General features: G+C 71.3%; 20 protein-coding genes. 11 read left to right on the top strand and 9 right to left on the bottom strand.

Annotated features, from left to right (window positions below; genetic code table 11):
• The first annotated feature begins 159 nt into the window (after nucleotides 1-159).
• The 3 genes from guaB to AB0C27_RS53245 all read left to right on the top strand — a co-directional run bounded on the left by guaB (nucleotide 160) and on the right by AB0C27_RS53245 (nucleotide 2,968).
• Nucleotides 160-1,641, top strand: a complete 1,482-nt coding sequence (guaB, locus tag AB0C27_RS53255) for an IMP dehydrogenase (protein ID WP_357862485.1) — start codon at nucleotides 160-162, stop codon at nucleotides 1,639-1,641.
• A 3-nt stretch (nucleotides 1,642-1,644) separates the two neighbouring features.
• A complete protein-coding gene (locus AB0C27_RS53250) occupies nucleotides 1,645-2,766 on the top strand; it encodes a GuaB3 family IMP dehydrogenase-related protein (RefSeq protein ID WP_346110096.1) in 1,122 nt (373 codons plus the stop codon).
• 73 nt (nucleotides 2,767-2,839) lie between these two features.
• On the top strand, nucleotides 2,840-2,968 hold the full coding sequence (locus tag AB0C27_RS53245) for a hypothetical protein (RefSeq protein ID WP_357862482.1): 129 nt from the start codon (nucleotides 2,840-2,842) through the stop codon (nucleotides 2,966-2,968).
• Nucleotides 2,969-2,973: 5 nt separating this feature from the next.
• Here the strand turns inward: AB0C27_RS53245 and AB0C27_RS53240 are convergent, their stop codons facing one another.
• Entirely contained in the window at nucleotides 2,974-3,555 is a 582-nt protein-coding gene (locus AB0C27_RS53240) for a dihydrofolate reductase family protein (RefSeq protein ID WP_357862481.1), read from the bottom strand.
• Nucleotides 3,556-3,628: 73 nt separating this feature from the next.
• Between AB0C27_RS53240 and AB0C27_RS53235 the strand changes: the two genes are divergently transcribed.
• Nucleotides 3,629-4,201, top strand: a complete 573-nt coding sequence (locus AB0C27_RS53235) for a TetR family transcriptional regulator (protein ID WP_357862479.1) — start codon at nucleotides 3,629-3,631, stop codon at nucleotides 4,199-4,201.
• 9 nt (nucleotides 4,202-4,210) lie between these two features.
• Nucleotides 4,211-4,987, top strand: coding sequence for an aminoglycoside phosphotransferase family protein (locus AB0C27_RS53230; RefSeq protein ID WP_357862477.1), 777 nt, complete (start codon nucleotides 4,211-4,213; stop codon nucleotides 4,985-4,987).
• A 50-nt stretch (nucleotides 4,988-5,037) separates the two neighbouring features.
• Here AB0C27_RS53230 and AB0C27_RS53225 read toward each other — a convergent pair whose 3' ends face one another.
• From AB0C27_RS53225 to AB0C27_RS53210, 4 genes are read right to left on the bottom strand one after another with little or no spacing between them, the layout of a single operon-like run.
• Nucleotides 5,038-5,862, bottom strand: a complete 825-nt coding sequence (locus AB0C27_RS53225) for a class II fructose-bisphosphate aldolase (RefSeq protein WP_357862475.1) — start codon at nucleotides 5,860-5,862, stop codon at nucleotides 5,038-5,040.
• Between the two features lie 10 nt (nucleotides 5,863-5,872).
• On the bottom strand, nucleotides 5,873-6,859 hold the full coding sequence (locus AB0C27_RS53220; RefSeq protein WP_357862473.1) for a 1-phosphofructokinase family hexose kinase: 987 nt from the start codon (nucleotides 6,857-6,859) through the stop codon (nucleotides 5,873-5,875).
• Nucleotides 6,860-7,993 carry an N-acetylglucosamine-6-phosphate deacetylase gene (gene nagA, locus AB0C27_RS53215; protein WP_357862471.1) on the bottom strand — a complete coding sequence of 378 codons (1,134 nt, stop codon included), beginning with the start codon at nucleotides 7,991-7,993 and terminating at the stop codon, nucleotides 6,860-6,862.
• Nucleotides 7,990-8,862 (bottom strand): sugar isomerase, encoded by an 873-nt coding sequence (locus tag AB0C27_RS53210; RefSeq protein ID WP_357862469.1) that lies wholly within the window; start codon nucleotides 8,860-8,862, stop codon nucleotides 7,990-7,992. Before AB0C27_RS53210 ends, nagA begins: the two co-directional genes overlap by 4 nt.
• A 130-nt stretch (nucleotides 8,863-8,992) precedes the next feature.
• Between AB0C27_RS53210 and AB0C27_RS53205 the strand changes: the two genes are divergently transcribed.
• The gene (locus AB0C27_RS53205) at nucleotides 8,993-9,763 is read left to right on the top strand and encodes a DeoR/GlpR family DNA-binding transcription regulator (protein ID WP_346110105.1); all 771 of its coding nucleotides are present in this window, start codon (nucleotides 8,993-8,995) and stop codon (nucleotides 9,761-9,763) included.
• Between the two features lie 117 nt (nucleotides 9,764-9,880).
• Nucleotides 9,881-11,617, top strand: a complete 1,737-nt coding sequence (locus AB0C27_RS53200) for a glycerol-3-phosphate dehydrogenase/oxidase (RefSeq protein WP_357862467.1) — start codon at nucleotides 9,881-9,883, stop codon at nucleotides 11,615-11,617.
• Between the two features lie 105 nt (nucleotides 11,618-11,722).
• Here AB0C27_RS53200 and AB0C27_RS53195 read toward each other — a convergent pair whose 3' ends face one another.
• The 3 genes from AB0C27_RS53195 to AB0C27_RS53185 form a co-directional block, all read right to left on the bottom strand.
• On the bottom strand, nucleotides 11,723-12,973 hold the full coding sequence (locus tag AB0C27_RS53195; protein ID WP_357862465.1) for a S8 family serine peptidase: 1,251 nt from the start codon (nucleotides 12,971-12,973) through the stop codon (nucleotides 11,723-11,725).
• 156 nt (nucleotides 12,974-13,129) lie between these two features.
• Nucleotides 13,130-15,256, bottom strand: coding sequence for a beta-propeller domain-containing protein (locus AB0C27_RS53190; RefSeq protein WP_357862463.1), 2,127 nt, complete (start codon nucleotides 15,254-15,256; stop codon nucleotides 13,130-13,132).
• Nucleotides 15,257-15,287: 31 nt separating this feature from the next.
• Nucleotides 15,288-17,519, bottom strand: coding sequence for a protein kinase (locus AB0C27_RS53185; protein ID WP_357862461.1), 2,232 nt, complete (start codon nucleotides 17,517-17,519; stop codon nucleotides 15,288-15,290).
• Between the two features lie 73 nt (nucleotides 17,520-17,592).
• On the opposite strand from AB0C27_RS53185, the gene AB0C27_RS53180 reads away from it, so the two are divergent.
• Genes AB0C27_RS53180 through AB0C27_RS53170 form a run of 3 tightly spaced genes read left to right on the top strand, consistent with a single transcriptional unit; the run spans nucleotide 17,593 to nucleotide 20,450 of the window.
• On the top strand, nucleotides 17,593-19,098 hold the full coding sequence (locus AB0C27_RS53180; protein ID WP_357862459.1) for a succinic semialdehyde dehydrogenase: 1,506 nt from the start codon (nucleotides 17,593-17,595) through the stop codon (nucleotides 19,096-19,098).
• A gap of 21 nt (nucleotides 19,099-19,119) precedes the next feature.
• Nucleotides 19,120-19,713 carry a TetR/AcrR family transcriptional regulator gene (locus AB0C27_RS53175; RefSeq protein WP_357862457.1) on the top strand — a complete coding sequence of 198 codons (594 nt, stop codon included), beginning with the start codon at nucleotides 19,120-19,122 and terminating at the stop codon, nucleotides 19,711-19,713.
• The gene (locus tag AB0C27_RS53170) at nucleotides 19,710-20,450 is read left to right on the top strand and encodes an MBL fold metallo-hydrolase (protein WP_357862456.1); all 741 of its coding nucleotides are present in this window, start codon (nucleotides 19,710-19,712) and stop codon (nucleotides 20,448-20,450) included. The genes AB0C27_RS53175 and AB0C27_RS53170 overlap by 4 nt, the downstream gene beginning before the upstream one ends.
• An 89-nt stretch (nucleotides 20,451-20,539) precedes the next feature.
• On the opposite strand, the gene AB0C27_RS53165 is transcribed toward AB0C27_RS53170, so the two are convergent.
• Complete coding sequence (locus AB0C27_RS53165) at nucleotides 20,540-21,283, bottom strand: N-acetyltransferase (protein WP_357862454.1); 744 nt, start codon at nucleotides 21,281-21,283, stop codon at nucleotides 20,540-20,542.
• A gap of 106 nt (nucleotides 21,284-21,389) precedes the next feature.
• On the opposite strand from AB0C27_RS53165, the gene AB0C27_RS53160 reads away from it, so the two are divergent.
• On the top strand, nucleotides 21,390-22,883 hold the full coding sequence (locus AB0C27_RS53160; RefSeq protein WP_357862452.1) for a DUF885 family protein: 1,494 nt from the start codon (nucleotides 21,390-21,392) through the stop codon (nucleotides 22,881-22,883).
• Nucleotides 22,884-23,069 lie beyond the last annotated feature (186 nt).

Raw genomic sequence — 23,069 nt, 5'->3', positions numbered from 1 at the left:
GGATATGGAGGCCCGTGCCGGGGTTCTGTGGGGGTGCTCCGCTGGTGGACACGGACACCCGCGCCGAGGTTCCGGGGTGAGCGGTGAGGCCGTGCGGGCTGTTTTGGAGGCAGGCCCTAGACTTGGCTCATTCAGCGCAACGGCAGGAGGGGCCGCAGCATGTCCAAGTTCACCGAGACAGGTCTGACCTTCGACGATGTGCTGCTGGTGCCGGGTTATTCCGACCTGCAGCCAGGGGAGGCCGACACCCGGTCCCGGCTGTCCAGGGACATCACGCTGTCCATCCCGCTGATCTCCGCCGCGATGGACACCGTGACCGAGGCCCGCATGGCCGTCGCCATGGCCAGGCAGGGCGGCATCGGCATCCTGCACCGCAACCTCTCGGTCGAGGAGCAGGCCCAGCAGGCCGACCTGGTCAAGCGGTCCGAGGCCGGCATGGTCACCAACCCGGTGACGTGCAGCCCCGACGACACGCTGGCCGACGTCGAGCGGCTCTGCGCGACGTACCGGATCTCCGGGGTGCCCGTGACCGACATGTCGGGCACGCTGGTCGGCATCGTGACCAACCGCGACATGCGCTTCGAGACCGACCAGTCGCGGCCCGTGCGCGAGGTCATGACCAAGATGCCGCTGGTCACCGCCCCGGTCGGGGTGTCGCGTGACGACGCGTTCGCCCTGCTCAGGCAGAACAAGATCGAGAAGCTGCCGCTCGTCGACGGCGAGGGCAGGCTGCGCGGCCTGATCACCGTGAAGGACTTCACCAAGAGCGAGCAGTACCCGCTGTCCACCAAGGACGCCGACGGCCGGCTCATCGTCGGCGCGGCCGTGGGCGTGGGCGGCGACGCCGAGCTGCGCGCCAAGGCGCTCATCGAGGCCGGGGTCGACGTGGTGGTCGTCGACGTGGCCCACGGTCACTCCAAGGGGCTGGCCGACATGATCGCCAAGGTCAAGGCCAACAGCAAGGTGCAGGTCATCGGCGGCAACATCGCGACCAGGGCGGGCGCCCAGATGCTGGTCGACGCGGGCGCCGACGCGGTCAAGGTGGGCGTGGGCCCGGGCTCGATCTGCACCACCCGCGTGGTGGCCGGGGTCGGCGCGCCGCAGGTCACGGCCATCTACGAGGCGTCCAAGGCGTGCGCGCCCGCCGGGGTGCCGGTGATCGGCGACGGCGGCCTGCAATACTCCGGCGACATCGTCAAGGCCATCGCCGCCGGGGCCGACACGGTCATGCTGGGCTCGCTGCTGGCCGGCTGTGAGGAGTCGCCAGGCGAGCTGATCTTCATCAACGGCAAGCAGTTCAAGTCGTACCGGGGCATGGGCTCGCTCGGCGCCGTACGCAACCGCGAGCGCGGCGGCACCTCCTTCAGCAAGGACCGCTACGCCCAGGCGGACGTCGGCGGCGAGGACAAATACATCCCCGAGGGCATCGAGGGCCAGGTCCCCTACCGCGGCCCGGTCGCGGCCGTGGCCCACCAGCTCGTCGGCGGGCTGCGCCAGGGCATGTGGTACGCGGGCTGCCGGACGATCCCGCAGATGCACACCGACTGCGAGCTCATGCCGATCACGGCGGCGGGACTCAAGGAGAGCCACCCCCACGACATCCAGATGACCGTGGAAGCTCCGAACTATCACAGAAGGTAAGTCATGACTCAGCAGGTGGAGATCGGCCGGGGGAAGACCGGGCGCCGGGCGTACTCGCTTGACGAGATCGGCCTGGTGCCCTCGCGGCGCACCCGCGACCCGGAGGAGGTCTCGATCGCCTGGCAGATCGACGCCTACCGGTTCGAGCTGCCCGTGCTCGTCGCTCCTATGGACAGCGTGGTCTCCCCGGCGACCGCCATCGAGATCGGCCGGCTCGGCGGCCTGGCCCCGCTCGACCTCGAAGGGCTCTGGACGCGCTACGAGGACCCGCTGCCGCTGCTGGAGGAGTGCTCCGCCCTCGACCAGGCGGCGGCCACCAAGCGGCTGCAGGAGATCTACGCGGCGCCGATTCAGGAAGAGCTGATCGGCCGCAGGATCGAGGAGATCCGCGCCTCCGGTGTGACCACCGCCGTGCGCCTGTCGCCGCAACGCACGGTCCAATACCACAAGGCCGTGATCGACGCCGGCGTCGACATCTTCGTCATCCGCGGCACGACGGTCTCCGCCGAGCACGTGTCGGGGCGAGCCGAGCCGCTCAACCTCAAGCAGTTCATCTACGAGCTCGACGTGCCGGTCATCGTCGGCGGCTGCGCCACCTACACCGCCGCCCTCCACCTCATGCGCACCGGCGCGGCCGGCGTGCTGGTGGGCTTCGGCGGAGGCGCCTCGCACACGACACGCACGGTGCTGGGCGTGGCCGTGCCGATGGCCACCGCGATCTCCGACGTCGCCGCGGCCCGGCGCGACTACATGGACGAGTCAGGCGGGCGCTACGTGCACGTCATCGCCGACGGCGGCATGGGCACCTCCGGCGACATCGCCAAGGCCATCGCCTGCGGCGCGGACGCCGTCATGGTCGGCTCGCCGCTGGCCCGCGCCGCCGAGGCGCCCGGACACGGGTTCCACTGGGGGTCCGAGGCACACCACCCCGACCTGCCGCGCGGGCGCCGGGTCGGCTTCGGGACGGTGGGGACGCTGGAGCAGATCCTGCACGGGCCCTCCAGCGTCGCCGACGGGTCGATGAACCTCATGGGCGCGCTCAAGCGGACCATGGCGTCCACCGGCTACTCCGACATCAAGGAGTTCCAGCGGGTCGAGGTCGTGGTCGCGCCCATCCAGCGCTGAGATCCGCTACTCCGGGCCGCTCCTCCTGGTGAGGGGCGGCCCGTTTTCGTACGGTGGCGTAGGGTTTCCTGCCATGGAATCCTTGCGTGACGGCAAGATGATCAGGGCCATCAAGACCTACCGCGAGGCGACCGGAGCCTTGCTGGTCGTCGCCAAGCGCGCCGTGGAGTCCATGGCCCGCCGGCTCGAAGCCGGCGAGTAGGGGCCTCACCCGGCGGAGGCGGCGCGGGTGTAGGTCGTCAGGACGGCGCCGTTGCTGAACGTGCGGGTGCCGGTCAGGGTGAACGTGGTCGGGGCGAACCCGCCGTGGAAGGCCGGGATGCCCGCCCCCGCCACCACCGGATAGCACTTGACGATCAGCTCGTCGATCTCGGGCAGGAGCTGGGCGGCCAGGTTGCCGCCGCCGCACAGGTAGATGTTCAGGCCGTCCTCCCGCTTGAGCCGGCGTACGAGACCGAGCGGGTCGTCGGGGACGAGCTCCACGGCCGGATCGTCGATGCTCTTGATGGTGCTGGAGACGACGTACTGCCGCAGGTGCGCGTACGGGCTGGTGACGCCGGCGGCCAGCCCCGGCTCGTAGGAGCCGCGGCCCATGATGACGGTGTCGAAGGTCTTGTTCGGCGCGTCGAGGCCGACGTGGGCGCGGATGTGGGTGGGGACGGTCTCCGGGTATTCGCCGTTGAGGTAGGCCGCCATGTCGTCGGCCAGGGGATAGAAGTCGTACTCGCCCTCAGGGCCGGCGATGTAGCCGTCGATCGAGGTGGCGATGTAGTAGACGAGCTTTCGCATCCAAACCAACTCCGTTTGAAGTACTATGACTGAAGTGGTTTGACCGTAGTACTACAGATGGAGTGGTGTCAAGGTGGTCAGACAGAATGTGGCCCGGCGGGCGGCGCTGGTCGATGCCGCGATCGAGGTGCTGGCCAGGGAGGGCGCGCGCGGGCTGACGTTCAGGGCGGTGGACGCGCAGGCGCGGGTCCCCACCGGGACCGCCTCCAACTACTTCGCCAGCCGCGACGACCTGCTCACGCAGGCCGGCGGCCGGATCTACGAGCGGCTGCAGCCCGACGCGGCGACGGTGGCCGACAGCCTCAGCGGGCCGCGCGACCGCGACCGGGTCGCCGTGCTGATCCAGGAGGTGGTGGACCGGGTCTCGTCGTTCAGATCCGGCTACCTGGCCCTGCTGGAGCTGCGGCTGGAGGCCACCAGGCGGCCCGAGCTGCGCGCCGTGCTGACCGAGCACATCAGGGCCGACGTCGAGGCCAACATCCGCCACCACCTCGACTCGGGGCTGCCGGGCGACGCCGACACCGTGGTGCTGCTCTACCTGGCGATGAACTGGCTGGTCGTCGAGCGGCTCACGCTGCCCGACGTGTTCGGGGAAGAGGAGATCGCCAGGCTCGTGACCAGCGCCGTCGAGCGACTGGTGCCCTAGCATGCGGAAATGGCCGATCTTCAGCACACGCACGAGCTCGTCTACGACGGCGACCGCGTCAGCAAGCGCTACGTGGACGGCAAGCCCGGCGCCGCCGAGCGCGAGTGGCGGGCGCTGACGCTGCTGGCCGAGCACGCTCCCGGCCTGGCGCCCGAGCCGATCGCGTACGAGGACGGCGTCGTGACCATGTCGAAGATCGACGGCGCGCCGCTGCGCGGGCTGCTGGCCAGGGACGTGCACGTCGCGGCCATGGCCGCGGCCCTCACCGAGCTGCACGCCGCCGTGCCCGACCATGTCCTGCGCGCTCTGCCCGTACGGCCCTGGCAGCGCGAGGCGCTCGTCGACTGGGTGCTGCGGCGGTGCGCGGCCTGGCAACCGCGCGAGCCACTGGCCGACCGGGCCGTCAAGGAGGGGCAGCGGTGGCTGGAGAGCTGGTCGCCGGGCGAGTCGGGGGTCAGGCCCGCGTTCGGGGCGGGTGACGGCAACCTGGCGAACTTCCTGTGGGACGGCACCCGCGTGCGCGTCGTCGACTTCGAGGACTCAGGGCGCAGCGACGTGGCGTTCGAGCTGGCGGAGCTGGCCGAGCACGTGTCGATGTGGGTGGACGGGGAGGTGGAGATCGCGCGCAGGTTCGAGCTGAGCCCGCAGGAGGAGCGGCGGCTGCGGGAGTGCCGCAGGGCGCACGCGCTCACCTGGTTCTTCCTGCTCTCCCACGAGAGCCCGCGCAACCCGCCGGGGACGTTCGAGCGGCAGGTCGAACGGGTTCTCGCCATCCTGGAGTCGTGACGCCGATCTTGGGCGCGGGGCTCCCGCCTGCCGCCCAGCGCGTCGGCCGGTCAGCCTGTCAGGACGCCCAGCAGGTGCGTGACTTCGCGGGCCACCGCGTCTCGCCCCGCTTTGAGGTATTTGCGGGAGTCGACCACCCGCTCGTCGTGCGCCAGGTAGTCGCGTACGGCCCCGGTGAACGCCTTGTTCAGGTGGGTCGCGATGTTGATCTTCTTCATGCCCTGCCGTACGGCCTCGCGCAGCACGTCGTCCGGCACCCCCGACGATCCGTGCAGCACCAGCGGCACCGGCACGGCCGCCCGCAGCTCGGCGATGAGCTCCAGGTCCAGCACCGCGTCCTTGGTGGTCATGGCGTGGGAGGTGCCGACCGCCACCGCCAGCGCGTCCACGCCGGTCCTGGCCACGTAGTCGACCGCCTCGTGCGGCTTGGTCCTGGCGCCGGGCGCGTGCACGCCGTCCTTGCCCCCGACCTCGCCCAGTTCGGCCTCCACCCAGACGCCGCGCTCGTGGCACCAGGCTGCGACCTCGGCCGTGGCGGTCACGTTCGCCTCGTCGGGCAGGGCCGATGCGTCGTACATGACCGAGCCCAGGCCCAGCCCGACCGCCTCCTCGACGAGCGCGCGGTCGGTGGCGTGGTCGAGGTGCACGGCCACCGGGACGTCGGCGCTCCTGGCCACGGCGAGGCAGGCGAGCGCGATCGGCTCCAGGGCGCCGTGGTAACGCACGCAGTTCTCGCTGATCTGCAGCACGACCGGCAGCGCGAGTGCCTCGGCGCCGGTGACGATCGCGGTGGCGTGCTCCAGCTGGATCACGTTGAACGCGCCCACCCCAGCGGGTGACTGGCTGACGATGTCGCCGATGCTGGCGAGGGGCATGGATGGCTCCTTACGTGATGATGATCTGGGGGTGTATGTCGGCGTACACGTCGGGGTCGAAGTCGCCGGCCACGGGTGTGGCCACGGCCGCCGCGCCGAGCGCGGCGGCGCGCCTGAGCCGGTCCGGCCAGGGATCCGCCTCGACCAGGCCCAGCGCCAGCCCGGCCACCAGCGAGTCGCCCGCTCCCGTGGGGTTGCCGCGCACGGTGTACGGCATCCGTGCCCTGAACGTACCCTCACCGGTCACGGCCAGCAGCCCATCCGCGCCCATGGACACGACCACGGCCTGCGCGCCCTGCCCGCGCAGCGCCCTCGCGCCCTCGGCGGGGCCGCCGCCGGGCACCGCCCTGGCCAGTTCCTCCGCGTTGGGCTTGACGATGGCGGGCCGGCCCTTCGGGGCGTGGCGCAGGGGGTCGCCGTCGGCGTCCACGATGGCGGGCACGCCCTTGCCGTCCGCGACCGCGGCCAGGGTCGCGTAGGTGTCGGCAGGGACGCCGCGCGGCAGGCTGCCCGAGAGCACCACGGCGTCGGCGGCGTCGAGCAGCGACGCGAAGTGCCGCAGGAACCCGGCCAGCTCCACGGCCGTCACCTCGGGCCCGGGCTCGTTGAACAGCGCAGTCCGCGAGCTGTCATCGGCGGCTCCTGGCCCGCCGAGGGCGGGCGCGGCTCCTGGCCCGCCGGGGGCGGGCGGTGTCGTTCCCGGGGCGGGGAGGTCGGAGACCGTCAGGGTGGTGCGGGAGTCGCCGGCGATGGGGTGGAGCGCGGCGGGCAAGCCCGCCGCACGCAGGTCGGCCTCGACCGCCTCCCCGGTGGGCCCGCCCGCCAGGCCCGTGACCAGCACGTCGCGGCCGAGCGCCGCCAGCACCCTGGCCACGTTGACCCCCTTGCCGCCCGCCCGCCGGTGCACGGCGCTGACCCGGTTGACCCCGTCCCAGTCGACACCGGGCACCTGATAGGTCACGTCGAGCGCGAGGTTGAGCGTCACCGTGAGGATCATTCAGGGCTCCGTGATCCAGAGGCCGTCCTTCATCACGCCGTCCACCTCCAGGGAATCCGACAACACCACCAGGTCGGCCGCCTTGCCGACGGCGATCGAGCCGATCCGGTCGGCCAGGCCCAGCACGCGCGCGGGCGTGAGCGAGGCCACCTGAACCGCGTCGGGCAGCGACATGCCCACCTCCTGGACGCCGCGCCGGAAGGCCACGTCCATGGTGAGCGTGGAGCCGGCGATCGAGCCGCCCTCGGCCAGGCGCGCCACGCCGTCGCGCACGTGCACCCGCATCGAGCCCAGGGCGTAGTCGCCGTCGCCGAGGCCGGTGGCCGACATCGCGTCCGTGATCAGCACGGTCCTGCCGGGCCCGGCCACCTCGTACGCCAGCCGCAGCATGGCCGCATGGACGTGCACCCCGTCGTTGACCAGCTCGACCGTCACCCGTTCGTCGTCGAGCAGCGCCGCCACGGGCCCCGGGGCGCGGTGGCCGAGCGGCGGCATCGCGTTGTACAGGTGGGTGGCCACGGTGGCGCCGGCCTCGATGCCCTCGATCGTCTTGTCGTAGTCGGCGTCGCTGTGGCCGATGGCGGCGATGACGCCCTCGGCCACGGCCGTTCTGATCGTGTCGAGCGCGCCGGGCAGCTCGGGCGCGATGGTCAGCATGCGGATGTGGCCGCGCCCGGCCTTGACCAGCCCGGTCAGCTCCTGCGGCGACGGCTCGCGCAGCAGCGCGGGATCGTGCGCCCCGCAGCGCGCCATGGAGATGTAGGGGCCCTCCAGATGGATGCCGGCCAGCAACCCCTCTTCGCACAGCTCGGCCAGCGACGCCGCCGCCCTGGTCAGGCCCTCGATCGAGTCGGTGACCAGGCTGCCCACGGTGGTGGTGGTGCCGTGGCGGCGGTGCAGCGCCACGGCGTCACGCGCCTTGTCCTGCTCGCCGGTGGGGAAAGAGCCGCCCGCGCCTCCGTGGTTGTGCAGGTCGACGAAGCCGGGCACGACGTGCCGCCCGCCCACACTGAGGCCCGAACCCGGGGCGGATCCGTGGCCGACATGCGTGATGCGGCCATCTTCTATGGTCAGCCACCCCTCGTGCACTCCCTCGGGGGTCACGATCCTGGCGTCGGCAAGAGTAAGGCTCATGGAGAAAGGATCACAGATCGCGTGAGGTGCATGGGCTCGTCGGGGTCGAGCCCGCGCGCGAAGGCCCGCGCCACGGCCACCCGCTGGGTGCGGATCAGCTCGGCCATCGGGTCGAGCGTGCTCTCGAAGAACGTCGCGCCGGTGGCCTCGACCTGCTCCCGCAGCCCCTCAGGGGCGGCGCCGAGCATCCACGTCACGCGCCCGGGCGCGGCGATGCTGATCGGGCCGTGCCGGTATTCCATCGCCGGGTACGCCTCCGTCCACGAGCGGGACGCCTCGCGCATCTTCAGCGCGGCCTCCTGGGCCAGGCCCACCGACCAGCCGGTGCCGAGGAAGCTGAACTGCTCGGCGTCGACCAGCTCGGCGGGCAACGGCGCGGCCACCGCCTCCTCGGCGTCGGCGACCGCCCGGGTCAGGTCCTCGCCCAGGCCGGCGCGGAGCATGGCGAGCTGCGTAGTGGCGAACCTGGTCTGCACGACCGAGCGCTCGTCGGCGTAGTCGAGCACGACGACCTCGTCGGCGGCCGACATGATCGGCGTGCCGGGGTCGGCCGTGATGGCCGTGGACCTGGTGGAGGTCTTGGCCAGCAGGTCGAGGACCTCGGTCGTGGTGCCCGAGCGCGACAGGGCCAGGATGCGGTCGTAGCGGCGGCCGGTGGGGAACTCCGAGGCGGCGAACGCGTCGGTCTCGCCGTGCCCGGCCTGCTCGCGCAGCACCGCGTACGCCATCGCGACGAACCACGACGTGCCGCAGCCGACGACGGCGACCCGCTCACCCGGCCGCGGGAGCGCGTCGGCGGGAACACCGGCGACGGCGCGGCGCCAGCACGACGGCTGGGACGCGATCTCGGCCTCGGTGTGGCTGGTCACCGCTTACCTCCGCGAGATTGATTGTTTCTGCTTTTTTTATATCAGGAGAGAGCAGAAATGAACACCGATAGCCCTGGCGTCCCAGCTTGTGTCACGCTTGCTCCTGACCTCGTCCCTCAGGGAGGCCTACGTGTCCCGCTACGACCGCTGGAACGCCATCCTCGAACTGCTGGCGCAGGAGGGAAGGCTGTCGGTGGAGGAGGCCGCCCAGGCGCTCGACGTCTCCACGGCGACGATCAGGCGGGACTTCGACCAGCTCGCCCAGCAGCAGATGCTCATGCGCACGCGCGGCGGCGCCGTCGCCCAGAGCGTGAGCTACGACCTGCCGCTGCGCTACAAGACGGCCAGGCACGCCGACGAGAAACACCGCATCGCCGCCGCCGCGGCCGAACTGGTGACGCCGGGGGCGGTGATCGGGCTCAACGGCGGCACGACCACCTCCGAGCTGGCGCGCGTCCTCGCCACCCGGTCCACCCTGGAGAGCGGCTTCACGATCGTCACGAACGCGCTCAACATCGCCGCCGAGCTCACCGTCCGGCAGCACGTCAAGATCGTGGTCACCGGCGGGGTGGCCAGGCAGCAGTCCTACGAGCTCATCGGGCCACTGGCCGGCGGCGTGCTGGAGCAGGTGACGCTCGACGTGGCCTTCCTGGGCGTGGACGCGCTCGACGTCTCGCTGGGCGCCTCGGCCCACCACGAGGGCGAGGCCAGCGTCAACAACCTGCTGATCAGCCGGGCCGCCCAGGTCGTGGTGGTGGCCGACTCCTCCAAGGTGGGCAAGCGGGCCTTCTCCCGGATCTGCCCGATCGCCAGGATCGACACGCTCGTCACCGACGCCCAGCTGTCCGACACGCTGGCGAACGAGCTGGCGGACGCCGGGGTGAAGGTGATCAGAGCCTGAGTGGCCCCTCGGACGTGTTCCGTTACGCCAGGGGCTGATCGGCCCTCGCGTTACTGGTCCGGCTTCGGGCGGGTAGGTACTGGGACGCAAGGCGACAATGCCGTGTCAGGGGGAGTTATGACGTCGGGAAGAAGCGCGGCCCGGCTCGGGCCCGCCGAGCGGGCCGAGGCGCTGGAGCGCATGACGGCCGAGGAGCTCGACGTGGTCGTGGTCGGCGGCGGCGTCGTGGGCGCGGGCATCGCGCTCGACGCGGCCACCCGCGGCCTCGACGTGGGCCTGGTCGAGGCCCGTGACTTCGCCTCCGGCACGTCTTCGCGCTCGTCCAAGCTCATCCACGGCGGCCTGCGCTACCTGGAGCAGCTCAACTTCGAGCTCGTCCGCGAGGCGCTCCAGGAGCGGGCACTGCTGCTCCAGCGCATCGCGCCCCACCTGGTCAGGCCGGTGCCGTTCCTGTTCCCGCTGACCCACTACGCCTGGGAGCGCCCCTACGTGGGCGCGGGCGTGGCGCTCTACGACACGCTGGGCTTCGCGACCGGCGTGACCAGGGGCGTGCCAGGCCACCGCCACCTGTCCAGGTCGCGGGCGCTGCGGCTGTCTCCCGCGCTGAAGAAGTCCGCCTTCACCGGTGCCATCCAATACTGGGACGCCCAGGTCGACGACGCCCGCTACGTGATGACCATCCTGCGCACGGCGGTCACCTACGGCGCGCACGTCATGCCGAGGGCGCAGGTCGTGGGATTCCTGCGCGAGGGCGAGCGGGTCACCGGCGTGCGCGTGCGCGACCTGGAGTCCGCCGAGGAGTTCGAGGTGCGGGCCCGGCAGGTCGTCAACGCCACCGGGGTGTGGACCGACGACATCCAGGAGCTGGTCGGCGGGCGCGGCCAGATCCACGTCCGCGCCTCCAAGGGCATCCACCTCGTCGTGCCGCGCGACCGCATCCACTCGCTGACCGGCATCATCCTGCGCACGGAGAAGTCCGTGCTCTTCGTGATCCCGTGGGGCCGACACTGGATCGTCGGCACCACCGACACGGAGTGGACGCTCGACAAGAGCCATCCCGCCGCCTCTCGCACCGACATCGACTACCTGCTCGACCACGTCAACGCCGTGCTGTCGGTGCCGCTCAGCCGTGACGACGTCGAGGGCGTCTACGCGGGGCTGCGACCGCTGCTGTCGGGCGAGTCCGACGAGACCTCGAAGCTGTCGAGGGAGCACGTGGTGGCCCATCCCGTGCCGGGGCTGGTGATGATCGCCGGCGGCAAATACACGACCTACCGGGTGATGGCCAAGGACGCGGTCGACGCCGTGGCCCACGGCCTCGACCAGCGGGTGCCGCGATCGTGCACCGACCGCATCCCGCTCGTGGGCGCCGAGGGCTACCAGGCGCTGTGGAACTCCAGGCATCGCATCGCCCACGAATCCGGGCTGCACGTGGCCAGGATCGAGCACCTGCTCCAGCGCTACGGCTCGCTGATCGACGAGCTGCTGAGCCTGATCGACGACGATCCGTCGCTGGGCCGGCCGCTGTCCGGGGCCGACGACTACCTGCGGGCCGAGATCGTCTACGCCGCCACCCACGAGGGCGCCCGTCACCTCAACGACGTGCTGACCCGCCGCACGCGCATCTCCATCGAGACCTTCCACCGCGGGGTGGCGGTGGCCCAGGAGGCCGCAGAGCTGCTGGCCGGGCCGCTCGGCTGGGACGGCGAGCAGGTCAAGAGAGAGGTCGAGTACTACACGAAGCGGGTCGAGGCCGAGCGGCGCTCGCAGGAGCAGGACTCCGACCACGAGGCCGACGCGATCCGGCTGGGCGCCCCTGAGATCGTCCCCGTCGTCGCACCGGAGCCGATGTGACCTGATCCGGCCTGATCCGACCCGGCAAGTGCTTCCCGGGGAGGGGCGGCCCGCGGCGCTGCGGGGTCCGCGGACCGCCCATTCCAGGATGGTTCTCCGGTCAGTTCACGACGGGGGGTAGCGCGTCGCGTCGTGCACGTCGAGCAGCGGCTCCTTGACGCCGTCGCCCGAGTCGTCGGTCCAGTTGCCGTTGCCGGTCGAGATCAGCGCGCTGCGCACCGCCAGCGATCCCGTCCGGTTGGTCGGCTTGTTGGCGCCCGAGGTGAGCAGGCCGGCCGCGCCCGCCACGTGCGGGCTGGCCATCGAGGTGCCGCTGATCGTGGCGTAGCCGCCACGCATGTAGGTCGAGTAGATGCAGGTGCCGGGCGCGGTGATCTCCACGGTCGAGCCGAAGTTCGAGTAGAACGCGGACGTGTCGTCCAGGTCGGTCTCGCTGCGGCAGGACAGCGTGCTGCCTCCGGTTCCGCCGGCCAGGCCGTCGTTGTCGGTCAGCGCCGAGACGGTGACCACGTCGGGGTGGTTGGCCGGGAAGAAGCCCGAGGTGTTGGCGTGGCTGTTGCCCGCGGCCACCACGACGACGATGCCGGCGTTGACCGCGTTCGTGATCGCCGTGCTGATCGCGCTGCTCGAACAGCCGCTGCAGCCCAGGCTCAGGTTGATCACCTCGATGGTGGACGCGCGCGCCACCACCCAGTTGAGGCCCGCGGCGATGCCGGACAGGGTGCCGGAGCCGGCCGCGTTGAGCACCTTGACGCCGTGGATGCGGGCGCCGGGCGCGACGCCCACCGGGCCGATGGTGTTGTCGAGGGCGCCGACCGTGCCCGCGACGTGCGAGCCGTGGCCGTTGTCGTCCACGCCCGAGTTGTTGACGCAGACGCCGGTCTGGCAGTTGGCCCGCGCGACCACGTTCAGGTCGGGGTGGGTGTTGTCGACGCCGGTGTCCACGACGGCCACGTCAACGTCGATGCGGACGTCGTCGACCCCGTCGATGTCCAGGTTGGGGTTGTTCGGGCCGAAGATGCGGCGGACGCCGGTGGGCACGGTCTGGACGAACGCCTTGACCTCGGCGTCGGGCTCCACGCTGAGCACGTTCGGGTTCTGCTTGAGCTTCTCGGCGGCCGCCGCGCTCAGGCGGGCGGTGTAGCCCTTGAACGCGTGCTCGTACACGCCGACGAGCTCGCCGCCGGCCTGTGACACCTGGTCGGTCGCGACGCCGTGGGGGGCGCGCATCGCGGGGTTGAGCTGGACGATGTACGTGCCGTCCGGAGCCGCTGTGGCGGCAGAGACCGGGAGCGGCGCGGCGAGTAACGCCAGCGCGCTGACGAGCGATGCGAGCAGGGGGGTGCGTGTTCGCATGGCAGCGTGGGCCCCTTTCTGGGGTCGTGGACCGCGAGTCCGCCCTGACGCGGACCCCTGGTCCGACATGACTGTGTTAGTAAAGCTTTCATCAGATGTCGGGATATGTCCATAAAAAAGGTGCCGATTCGCTACGAATCGGCACCCATTGATTGCTTAACGGAGTGGGATCCAGGATTGTGCGGCGAGCGTGGTCATGTCGTTGACCTGCACGCCCTCGTACGAAAGCGTCCACAGCGAGTCGCCGATGATCAGTGAGCGCTGGATCCCCGGCTGGTAGGCGTAACCGCCCTCCTGACGCTGCGTCGGATGCTTGATCATGCCGACTTTCCGCACGCCCGAGTCCTCGATCTTGAGCACGAGCGCGCCCGACTCCTCCATTTGCGTCAGCGGGATCACCGACAGGCCGGTCTTCGGCCAGTACAGGAACGCGTGCGGGTCCCACTCGGCCCCCGAGCCCGAGTCCTTCTGGAACAGCTGCGACAGCCGGCGCGGGCCGGCCGGGTCGCTGACGTCGAACAGCGAGACCTGTGTGCCGAGTGTCCTGCCCTTCTCGCTGGCCTCCTGGCCGATGCCGATCAGCCGGCCCTCGGCGCCGGGATGCAGGTACGCCGAGTAGCCCGTGATCTTCAGCTCACCGGTCACCTTGGGCGCCGCCGGGTCGCGCAGGTCCAGCGTGTAGAGCGGGTCAACCTGGCGGAACGTGACGCAGTAGCCGACCGGGCCGATGAACCTGACCGAGTAGATGCGCTCGCCCTTGCCCAGGCCGCCGACCTCGCCGACCTTGGCCATGGTGTCCGACTTGAGCACGTAGACGGCGCTGGAACTGGACTTGCCGTCGCCGGGGTCGCGGGTGGTGGCGATGCGGAGGTGGCCGTCGTACTCGGAGAGCGCGTACTGGTTCAGCAGGCGGCCCGGCACCTTGCCCGAGGCCACGTAGGCGGGCGCGCCCGGGGCGGTGATGTCGAACCGGTGCACCTCGGTCTCCTCGGGCGGCGCCGTGGGCGTCGGCACCGGCTCGGTGGACGCGGCGGTACTGGGCTCGTCCGGGGCGGGCGTCGAGGTACTGGGCGCGGTGGTGCTGGGTGCGGGGGTGCTGGGCGTGGAGGTGCTGGGCTTCGGGGAGACGGGGACGCTGGGGTCGGTCGGGGTGGGCTCCTCGGCCGGAGCGATCGGGGAGTCAGCCGGGGTCGAGTCTGCCGGGGTCGAAGCCGTCGCGGGCGGGGTGGTGGCGGGGGAAGGGGGCTCCTCGATCGGCAGCGGGCGTACGGGGAACCACCAGCGCGGGTTGCTGGCCACGTACAGGCTCTGCCCGGTCCCGTAGACGATGTCGCCGTCGGCGGCCAGCACGATCGGGTCGGTGCCCGCCGCCGTGACGCCCTGAGCCAGGTCGATGGTGTGCACGGTCAGCATCGAGGTGCCGGTGTAGTCGGCCGGATGGCTGACCCGCTCGCACGGGACGGTGCTCTTGGTGACGGCGCCGGACGCGTCCGTGATCTCGATCTTCGGCAGCCACGCCTCCGCCGGCGCCTGCCGGATCGCGGCCTGGTTCGCCTTGAGGCGCTCGGCCTCGGTGGCCTCGCCCTTGGGCTCGGGGAAGGTGACGTCCGGCTGGCTGCGGGTGACGAGCCGCACGGTGGAGCCGACCATCCTGGCGTCCACGTACGAGCCCTGCGGCTTGATCGTGCTCAGCACCTTGGGCTCGCCCGACAGGTCGACCACCACGTAGCGGGTGTCGCTGGGCGGCCCCATGGGCCTGGCCGTCTTGTACATGATGTCGCCGCCGCGCATGAGCACCAGCGCGCGGTCCCCGGAGATCAGCAGGTCGGACGGGATGCCGGGGCCGTCGTGCTCGGTCAGCTTGAGCGACGAGGTGATCTTCCTGGTGGCCGTGTTGATGATCCGCAGGGTGCCGTCGGTGACCGTGATGACCCGGTTGCCGTCGGTCTTGACCAGGTCGGGCTCGTCCACGCCGGATTCGTGCACGTTCGTGGTGGAGTGGTCGGGCGCCGACTTCCCCTGGGGCACGCTCCTCCTGGCGTCCTCGGCGATGGCCATCATGGGCATGGCGCCGCCGAACCCGTACGGGCTGACGTTCTTGCCGGCCTGCTCGCGCAGGCCGGCCAGCAGGTCGTCACAGCTGCTGTAGGCCACCAGACGGACGGCGCCGAGGTCCGCCCGCACGGGCGGCGGGTTCCTGGTCCCTCCCGTCGAGGAGGTGCAGGCGGCCGTGACCGCCGCGAGTGCCGCGGCGGTCACTGCCGTGCGGATCATCGTCTTCATGCCCTCATCACGGCTGCGCGGCCGGGATGGTTCAGGAGCCCCTGCTCAGGTTGAAGGTGAAGGCGGGGCTGAAGTTGAGCTTGTCGGGCACTTCGAGCATCTTGCGGATCAGCTTGCCGTTGAAGTCGACGACCTGGATCTCGTCGTCGGTCGCGTTGTCCTGCTCCCAGCAGAACAGGTGCTCCTCGTCGTAGAAGCCGAGGACCTTGTCGCAGTCGGAGACGAACTTCTGCAGGCGCTCGCCGGTGGCGGTGTCCCAGACGCAGTGGTCGCCGTCGCCGCCGCCGGGGCAGTTGGTGACGAACGCCTTGCCGGAGGGGGAGAAGATGTCCTGCGTGCCGGCGGACAGCGTGCCGATGCCCTTCAGGGTGCGGGTAGCCTTGCCCTCGGTGTCGAAGAAGCGCAGGTCGAGGTTCTTCTCGTCGCCGGTGACGTTGACCGTGCCCTTGTCGTCGCCGTCGAAACCGAAGGCGGTCTGCCGGATGGAGGTGTCGGAGACGTTGACCACGTCGGCGGACTCGCTGGACACCTCGATGACGACGAAGCCCAGGTAGAGCCAGTCGTCGCCGCTCTTCTTCTCGATGTTCAGCAAGATCCTGGAGCCGTCTTTCGACCAGCCCCTGATGCTGCTGATCAGCGGCTCTTTGACGGTCTTGACCGTGGTGCGCCGGTTGTTGCGCCGGTCGGTGATGACGATGAAGTCGTAGTCGTCGGAGCTGTAGCTCCTGCCCCTGGAGGCCAGCAGGTGGCCGTCGGGGGAGACCATCGACTCCCAGTTCTCCTCATATTTCTTGAACGTTCCGCGCAACGACCCTCTGGCGTAGTCGATCCAGTCGTCGCCCTTCTGGATCTCGTACGAGGTCAGCACGATGGCGTCGCCGGGGTTCTCGTAGAGGGAGATCGACCCGCCGGGGAGGGTTCGTCTGGTGCCGGTACGCGGCACCCCCACCTGCGTGGCCGAGGGGCTCGGCGCCCGGGTCGTGCTCCTCGTCCTGGACGGGGAGGCCGACGTGGTGGGGCCGGCCAGTGAGGACTTGTCGATCTGGATGACCACGACCACGCCGGCGAGCAGCAGCAGCGCGACGGCCACCGTGATGCCGGCGACCAGCGGGCCCTTGCTCTTGCGCGGCGGCTGGGGGTAGCCGCCCTGCTGGGCGCCGTACGTCGGCACGTGCTGGGGGTGGCGGCCGGAGACCGTCGGCGAGGGAGGACCGTAAGGAACGCCGGAGGGGGGACCGTACGAAAGTCCGGACGGGGGCCCGTACGGGGGTCCTGAGGGTGGCCCCTGATGGCCGTACGAGGCGCTGGACGGCACCCCCTGGTGGCTGTGGGGGCCGCCGGACGGCGGGCCCTGGTAGCTGTGCGGCCCGTTCGAGGGCGGCCCCTGGGGGCCGCTGGAGGGCGGGAAGTGGGCCTCGGCCGCGCCCTGCGCCAGCATGCCGTTGTTGGCCGCCGGCTGGTGCAGCAGCCGCATGATGACCTGCTCGGCCGTGGGCCGCTGCGCCGGGTCCTTGGCCAGGCAGGCGACCACGACGTCACGCAGCGGGCCCTCCTCCAGCGCGCCCAGGTCGGGCTGCTGGTTGAGCACCCGGTTGATCACCGCGGGCATGGTGTCGCTGCCGAACGGCGCCCGCCCCGAGGCGGCGAAGACCATCGCGCTGCCCCACGAGAACATGTCCGCGGCCGGCCCGACGGTGCTTCCCATGATCTGCTCGGGCGGCATGTACGACGGCGTGCCCACGACCGTGCCGCTGATCGTGGCGGTGGCGTTGAGCGCCCGCGCGATGCCGAAGTCGATCACCCGCGGCCCGTCGGTGCCGATGATCACGTTGGCGGGCTTGAAGTCGCGGTGCACGATGCCGGCCTGGTGGATGGCCGCCAGGGCGGTGGCCGTGCCGATGGCCAGCCGGTGCAGGACGGAGCCGGTGCGCGGCCCCTCCTCCTGCACGACCCGGTGTAAGGAGGGGCCCTCAATGAACTCGCTGACGATGTACGGCCGGTCCTGCTCCACCCCTGTGCCCAGCACGGCGGCGGTGCAGAACGGCGCCACCTGCTGGGCCACCTGGACCTCGCGCAGGAACCTCTCCACGCTCACCTGGTCACCGGACAGGTCGGGCCGCAGCCACTTGACCGCCACGTTGGCGCCAGAATGATCTTTGGCGAGGTAGACGACGCCTTGACCGCCCTCGCCGAGCCGGCCGAGAAGCTCCATGCCCCCGAGCCGCTGTGGATCTCCGGATCGGAGCGGAGCGAAGGATGCCATGTAGGGATTCTGGCCCCCGCGCGGGCTTCCGCAAAAACTACCCGTGGGTAGGGTAACCGAATATCCTTCTGCCATGAAGGTGACGTCCACTGGTAGGACAAGGCCCATCATCGCCCCATTTACCGGCGAAACCCTCGCTGAGCTGCCCATTTCGGATGCCGAGGACGTACGGGTGGCGTACGAGCGAGCCAGGACCGCCCAGCTCGACTGGGCCGGCAGATCGGCCGCGGAAAGGGCGAGACCGTTCCTGCTCCTGCACGACGCGATCCTCGACCGCAGGGACGAGATCCTCGACATCGTCCAGAACGAGACAGGCAAGGCCCGCAAGCACGCCTTCGAGGAGGTGCTCGACGTCGCGGGCTGCAGCCTCTACTACGCCCGCCGCGCGCCCCGCCTGCTCGCCCCGCGCGCCCGCAAGGGCATCTTCCCTATGGCCACCCGCGTGACGGAGCTGCGCCGGCCCAAGGGCGTGGTCGCGCTGATCACCCCGTGGAACTACCCGCTCGCGCTGGGCGTCACCGACGCGCTGCCCGCGCTGCTGGCCGGCAACGCGATCGTGCACAAGCCGGACACCCAGACCACCCTGTCCACGCTCTGGACCATCGACCTGCTGGCCGAGCTGGGCCTGCCGCGCGAGATCTGGCAGGTCGTGCTCGGCGAGCCGGCCGAGATCGGCGACGCGCTGCTCGACCACGCCGACTACGTGGGCTTCACCGGCTCCACCCGGGGCGGCAGGAAGATCGCCGAGGAGGCGGCCAAGCGGCTCATCGGCTGCTCGCTGGAGCTCGGCGGCAAGAACCCCATGCTGGTGCTGGAGGACGCCGACCTCGACGTGGCCGTCCAGGGCGCGCTGCGCGCCTGCTTCACCAACGCCGGCCAGCTCTGCCTGTCGATCGAGCGCCTCTACGCGCACGAGTCCGTCTTCGACGCCTTCGCCGAGCGCTTCGCCGCCCAGGCCGCGGCGCTCAAGCTGGGCGCCGGCCATGACTGGTCGGTGCAGATGGGCTCGCTCACCTCACGCCGCCAGCTCGACGCGGTCGCCGCGCACGTGGACGACGCCGTGGCCAAGGGCGCGAAGGTGCTGACCGGCGGCCGGGCCAGGCCCGACCTCGGCCCGCTGTTCTACGAGCCGACCGTGCTCACCGGCGTGCACGACGGCATGGATCTGTGCCGGGGCGAGACGTTCGGCCCCGTGGTGGCGCTCTACCCGTTCGCCACCGACGACGAGGCAGTCGAGCTGGCCAACGACACCGCCTACGGCCTGAACGCGTCCATCTGGAGCTCCGACCTGCCGCGCGCCCGCCGCCTGGCCGCCCGGATCAAGGCCGGCACGGTCAACATCAACGAGGGGTACGCCTCCGCGTACGCCTCCTACGACGTCCCCATGGGCGGGATGAAGGCGTCGGGGCTCGGGCGCAGGCACGGCGCCGAGGGGCTGCTGCGCTACACCGAGGTCCAGGCCGTGGCCTCGCAGGCGGGCTGGCTGGGGTTCGAGCCGCCGTCGGGGATGACGTACGAGAAGTGGGCCAGCCTGCTGGCGGGCACGCTCAAGGCGATGCGCCGGGCCAGGCTCAAATAGCGGATTGTCTACGCTGTAAACGTGAACGAACAGGGGACGGCCGCGCGCATCGTCGCCGTGGCCGAGCGCATCCTGCGCGACGAAGGGGCCGACGCGGTCAGCATGCGGCGCGTCGGGCAGGCCGTGGGAGTCACCGCCATGGCCATCTACCGGCACTACCCCAGCAGGGAGGCGCTGCTGCGCGCCGTCGCCGACCGCGGCGCCCGCGCCCTGGCCGAGCGGTGGATCAGGCACGCGCCCTCAGGCGGGCTGGAGGAGCGCGTCTCGGCGGCGCTCGACGGCTTCCTCGACTTCGCGCTCGGCGACCCGCACCTGTACCGGTTCCTGATCCTGGACGCGTGGGCGGGGGCGCGGCGCTTCCCCGAGGACTTCCGCGACGGGCAGGGGCCGCCGTTCAGCGTCCTCACGGGGCTGGTGGAAGAGGGCATGCGGACGGGTCTCCTGCGCGAGGACGACCCGCTGGAGGTCGCGATGACGGTCACCTCGTCGGTCCAGGGGCTGGTGCAGCAGTACCTGAGCGGCCGCATCGGCATGGACGAGGCCGACTTCCGCGCACTCTGCCACCGGGCCACGTGGCGGGTGGTCAACGGGCTGCGAGCGAAAACGGAGGCATGATGGAGATTCGATACGCGGGAGGCCCCACGGCCGTGCTGGAGCTCGGCGGGGTGCGGCTGCTGACCGACCCCACGTTCGACGGGCCCGGCGAGTACCCGATCGGCGCTCGCGCGCTCACGAAGACGCGGGGGCCCGCGTTCGGGGCGGACGAGGTGGGGCCGGTGGACGCGGTGCTGCTCTCGCACGACCAGCATCCGGACAACCTCGACCGGGCCGGCCGGGCCTACCTGTCCACCGTGCCGCTGGTCCTGTCGACCGGCTCGGCCGCCGCTCGGGTCGGCGAGCCCGTACGGGCCCTGCCCAACTGGACATCCGTGGACGTCGGCCCCGTACGGGTGACCGGCGTGCCGGCGCAGCACGGGCCCGACGGGACCGAGCACCTGGTGGGGGAGGTGACCGGGTTCGTGCTCTCCGGCGACGGGCTGCCGACCGTGTACGTGAGCGGCGACAACGCCTCGCTCGACGTCGTACGGTCCGTGGCGGAGCGCGTCGGGGAGGTGGACGTGGCGCTGCTGTTCATGGGCGGGGCCAGGACGCCACTGGTGGACGGTTACCTGACGCTGACGAGCGAGGACGGGGTGAGCGCCGCGCGCGTTCTCGGCGCCCGTCACGTCGTGCCGCTGCACTTTGAGCACTGGGCGCACTTCACGCAGGGCAGAGAGAACGTCATGAAGGCGTTCGCGTCGTTCGGGGACGGGCTGCGGTTGCTCGCGCCCGGCGAGCGTACGGAGGTGTGAGATCGGCCCGTGCAAGGGCTTCCTGTGTGAGGGCGGCTCGGGTGAGGGCGGCCCAGCGTCCGGCCGGCCGGATGGACGGCTCGGGAGGGTCAGCTCAGGGGGTGGGTGACCCAGACGTTCGGCTCCACGTAGACGGCGTGGTCGTGCTCCGGGTCGCAGTGGACGGGGTTGAGCGCGCCCGGCACCTCGACCGGTCCCGGCCGGTCGAACGGCAGGCCCGTCCAGCCGCGCCACTCCGCCAGCGTGCCCGGCACGACCATCGAGCGCGGCGCCACCTTGACGATCCGGCCGCCGGCCCGTACGTGCACGCGCAGCCAGGGGTCGAAGGGCAGGCCGTCGGGGCGGGTCCTGAAGGCGTACTCGGCCATGGGGGTGTGGGGTTCGAGGTGCTTGTGGTTGGGGCGTACCGGCGCGACCAGCTCGCTGTGGCCCAGGCGGGCGGCGTGCTCGCGCATCGCGGCCACCATGAGGGCGGACAGGCCGTGGCCGAGCAGGTCGCGGCGGACGGTGATCTCCAGGGCCGAGATCGCGTCGGGGCGCAGGCCGTGCTCACGGGCCCGCCGGCCGGAGCGGATCACGCCGTCCCAGCCGTCGTCGGGCAGCGCGTCCGCGCCGGCCACGTACGGGATCATGCAGGCCCGCGCCACCAGCCGGCCCGGCTCGGCGGAGTCGTCGGCCACCAGCACGTAGTCCTGGTAGACCGTCGTGACGAGGCCGTAGAACAGGTCCGCGAACGGGTCGTTCAGCACGAACTCGTGCCACGTGTGGTCCATGTCCCACAACGCCGACGCGAACTGCGGGCGTTCTCCGAGCGTCGTGATCCGCAGGGCCATGGCATGATCTTGGCATTCCAGGGGAGGCCGCGCACGCCCTTATTCGCGCTAAAGCGCGAAATATCCGTACTTAGTGGTGAAGGCGGCGTGCGCTAGCGTCGGCGGCATGACAGAACTTGACGCCAGGCTGCGTGCCGTCGCCGACCTGATCGTCGCCGAGGCGCGCGAGGGCGGCGGCAGGCACGAGTACGACGGCCAGATCCAGGACCTGTCGCCCGAGGGCGTACGCACCGGGCTGGCGCGGCTCGGCGAGGGGCCCGCGCCGGACGACGAGCACGACGCCAGGCACCTGCGCGTGTTCGAGGAGAGCCTGCGCACCCAGTTCGCCGAGCTGGAGCTGCACCGCAAGAACCCGCTGATCCACCTGTCCAACCTCGACCTGGCCGGCTACGACCGCGACTACGGCTCGGCCGAGGATCGCGCGGCGGCCAAGGCGGCCCACCTCGCGCTCTGGCCCGAGGCCGTCGACCAGGCGGTCGCGTCCCTCGATCAGATCCCCGCCCCCGTCGCGAAGTCCCTGATCGGGGCGGCGAAGGGGCTGGCTGCGGGCATCGACGACGAGGCCGCGCTCAAGGCGCACGCCCGGCTGGTCGCCCACATCGAGCGGGCCACCACCGAGGGCGACCCCGACGCGGCGCTCGGCGGCCAGGCGCTGGCCCGGCTGATGGGCACCGGTGAGGGGCTGCCGGTCGATCTCGGCAGGCTGGCCGAGCGCGCCGACGCGGAGCGGGACCGGCTGACGGCGCTGCTCACCGAGTCCTGCGCCAAGCTGGGGCAGAGCGGCAGGCCGCCCCTCGACGTCGTACGCGAGCTGGTCAAGGACCACCCCGACGCCGACGGCGTGATCGAGGCCGCGCGGATCGGCACGGAGCAGGCCATCGCGTTCACCCGCGAGAAGGACCTCGTGCCCTACCACGACGGCGAATGCCTGGTCGGGCTGGCGCCGGAGTCACGCCGCTGGGCGATGGCCATGATGGCGTGGAACTCGCCCGGCGAGCCCGAGGGCCCGTCCTGGTACTACATCACGCCGCCCGAGCCGTCCTGGCCCGAGCAGGACCAGGCCGAGTGGCTGGAGGTCTTCAGCAGCACCACGCTGCCGGCGATCAACGTGCACGAGGTCGCCCCCGGGCATTTCTCGCACGCCAGGGCGCTGCGGCGGGCGCCGTCCGAGGTGCGCAGGCTGCTGCAGTCGATGGCGTTCATCGAGGGCTGGGCGCACTACGCCGAGGAACTGTGCGTCGAGGAGGGGTTCGCGCCGGACGACCCCCGTTTCGAGATCGGCGTGTGGGTGGAGGCGCTCATCCGGGTCACCCGGCTGGCCTGCGCGATCGGCGTGCACACCGGTCAGATGACGGTCGAGGACGGCGCGCGGCGCTTCGAGTCCGACACGCATCTCGCCGGTCCCGCGGCGCTGTCGGAGGCCAGGCGGGCCTCGTTCGACCCGACGTACGGGCGCTACACCTGGGGCAAGTTGATGATCATGGACCTGCGGGAGCGGGCGAAGGCCGAGTGGGGCGCCGGGTTCAGCCTCCAGCGCTTCCACAAGGCGCTGTTCGATCTCGGCTCGCCGCCCCTGGGCCTGATCGACGCGATCCTTTGACCTCCTCCCCGGCCGGAAGGCCGAGGGTTCTCCCGTCGCGTCGCGGTTGAGCGGCGCGCGGGGGTTGACGCTTCGCAGACCGGGTGAGGCTGAGGTCTCCACGTCCTGACACCGCAGGCCCTGCGGCGTTGTTGATGTTGATCGCGGCGTTGGTGTCGGCATGGCCGACCCACCCGCACACGGGAT

This window comes from Nonomuraea sp. NPDC048882 (assembly GCF_040649755.1).
Lineage (GTDB): Bacteria > Actinomycetota > Actinomycetes > Streptosporangiales > Streptosporangiaceae > Nonomuraea > Nonomuraea maheshkhaliensis.
Note: the sequence above shows the minus strand (reverse complement) of the source record. Positions and strands in the feature narration are given on the sequence as shown.

Excerpts from the sequence above, each read along its gene's own strand:
- guaB (WP_357862485.1), top strand. The coding sequence starts at position 160 with ATGTCCAAGTTCACCGAGACAGGTCTGACCTTCGACGATGTGCTGCTG.
- AB0C27_RS53250 (WP_346110096.1), top strand. The coding sequence starts at position 1,645 with ATGACTCAGCAGGTGGAGATCGGCCGGGGGAAGACCGGGCGCCGGGCG.
- AB0C27_RS53245 (WP_357862482.1), top strand. The coding sequence starts at position 2,840 with ATGGAATCCTTGCGTGACGGCAAGATGATCAGGGCCATCAAGACCTAC.
- AB0C27_RS53240 (WP_357862481.1), bottom strand. The coding sequence starts at position 3,555 with ATGCGAAAGCTCGTCTACTACATCGCCACCTCGATCGACGGCTACATC.
- AB0C27_RS53230 (WP_357862477.1), top strand. The coding sequence starts at position 4,211 with ATGGCCGATCTTCAGCACACGCACGAGCTCGTCTACGACGGCGACCGC.
- AB0C27_RS53225 (WP_357862475.1), bottom strand. The coding sequence starts at position 5,862 with ATGCCCCTCGCCAGCATCGGCGACATCGTCAGCCAGTCACCCGCTGGG.
- AB0C27_RS53220 (WP_357862473.1), bottom strand. The coding sequence starts at position 6,859 with ATGATCCTCACGGTGACGCTCAACCTCGCGCTCGACGTGACCTATCAG.
- nagA (WP_357862471.1), bottom strand. The coding sequence starts at position 7,993 with ATGAGCCTTACTCTTGCCGACGCCAGGATCGTGACCCCCGAGGGAGTG.
- AB0C27_RS53200 (WP_357862467.1), top strand. The coding sequence starts at position 9,881 with ATGACGTCGGGAAGAAGCGCGGCCCGGCTCGGGCCCGCCGAGCGGGCC.
- AB0C27_RS53195 (WP_357862465.1), bottom strand. The coding sequence starts at position 12,973 with ATGCGAACACGCACCCCCCTGCTCGCATCGCTCGTCAGCGCGCTGGCG.
- AB0C27_RS53190 (WP_357862463.1), bottom strand. The coding sequence starts at position 15,256 with ATGAAGACGATGATCCGCACGGCAGTGACCGCCGCGGCACTCGCGGCG.
- AB0C27_RS53185 (WP_357862461.1), bottom strand. The coding sequence starts at position 17,519 with ATGGCATCCTTCGCTCCGCTCCGATCCGGAGATCCACAGCGGCTCGGG.
- AB0C27_RS53180 (WP_357862459.1), top strand. The coding sequence starts at position 17,593 with ATGAAGGTGACGTCCACTGGTAGGACAAGGCCCATCATCGCCCCATTT.
- AB0C27_RS53170 (WP_357862456.1), top strand. The coding sequence starts at position 19,710 with ATGATGGAGATTCGATACGCGGGAGGCCCCACGGCCGTGCTGGAGCTC.
- AB0C27_RS53165 (WP_357862454.1), bottom strand. The coding sequence starts at position 21,283 with ATGGCCCTGCGGATCACGACGCTCGGAGAACGCCCGCAGTTCGCGTCG.
- AB0C27_RS53160 (WP_357862452.1), top strand. The coding sequence starts at position 21,390 with ATGACAGAACTTGACGCCAGGCTGCGTGCCGTCGCCGACCTGATCGTC.